The following is a 1156-nucleotide window of genomic DNA, read 5'->3' as shown; positions in this document are numbered from 1 at the left end:
GCCACCACCCACTGGCAGGCCTGTGCCCGGCTGGCCGCCGCCTATCCGGCGGTGCGGGTGGAGCCGGACGCCATCTTCGTGCGGGACGGCGGCGTGGTGACCAGCGCCGGGGTGACGGCGGGCATCGACCTGGCCCTGCATCTGGTGGAAGAAGACCTTGGCCCGGCCACGGCCATGGAGGTGGCCCGGCTGCTGGTGGTGTACCGGCGACGGGTGGGCAACCAGAGCCAGTTCAGCGCGCCGCTGCGGGCTCAGGCGCGGGCCGGGGCGCGATTCGGCCCGCTGCACGTCTGGATGGAAGCGCGCCTGGGCGAGGACCTGGGCGTGGAACGTCTGGCCGGGCAGGCCCACATGAGCCCGCGCCACTTCGCGCGGGTATTTCCGCAGGAAACGGGCATGAGCCCGGCGCGCTACGTGGAGCAGTTGCGGCTGGACCGGGCGCGCGAACTGCTGGAATCGGGCGAATCGCACATGCAGACCGTGGCCGCTGCCGCCGGATTCGGCAGCGAGGAGCGGTTGCGACGGGCCTTCCAGCGGCGAATGGGTGTGACGCCCAGCCAGTATCTGGAGCACTTCAGCGGTTGAGGCGGCGCGCCGGGGCAGGAGCGCGCGTTGATTGTCCGGTGGTGCATGACGCCCTGCGGTTTCGCCATGGCGCGAACTGCGGGGCGTGTGTCGTTGTGGCGGGCTGGCGCGCGGGTGCATGCCGAGGGGGGCGTCGGCTGCGCCCGGCATGCGCCAGGCATGCAGCGACCCATCAACCGCGACAACCGCACAACCACGACAGGGAGCACCCATGACCACCTACGGCCTGTACATCTACGAACAGGTGGCGGAGCAGGATTTTGTCGGCCCGCAGCAGGTATTCGCCGCATCACGACACATCGCGGGCGGCAACGACACCATCGTGACCATTGCCGCACGGCCCGGGGCGCTGCGGGGGGCTGGCGGGCTGCGCATGATCCCCGACCACACCTTTGCCGACGCGCCGCCGCTGGACGTGCTGGTGCTGCCCGGCACCGCCGATGTCACCCGGCATGCCCTGTCCGACCCCGGCCTGCTGGAATGGGTGACGGCCCGGGCCGCCACGGCGCGCTGGGTGACGGCCGTGTGCACCGGCACGCTGATCCTGCACGCGGCGGGCCTGAGATCGGAA

At 71.6% G+C, this 1156-nt stretch carries 2 protein-coding genes; both read left to right on the top strand.

Going from position 1 to position 1156, the window contains the following annotated elements; genetic code table 11:
- The coding region (locus FVW20_RS16135; RefSeq protein ID WP_196610398.1) for a GlxA family transcriptional regulator at positions 1 to 585 on the top strand (585 nt) is incomplete at its 5' end.
- 211 nt (positions 586 to 796) lie between these two features.
- On the top strand, positions 797 to 1156 hold a 360-nt coding region (locus FVW20_RS16130; RefSeq protein ID WP_196610397.1), incomplete at its 3' end, for a DJ-1/PfpI family protein.

Source organism: Nitratidesulfovibrio oxamicus (genome assembly GCF_015731765.1).
GTDB lineage: Bacteria > Desulfobacterota > Desulfovibrionia > Desulfovibrionales > Desulfovibrionaceae > Cupidesulfovibrio > Cupidesulfovibrio oxamicus.
The sequence above is the reverse complement of the archived record's forward strand: the minus strand, read 5'-3'. Positions and strand labels throughout refer to the sequence as shown.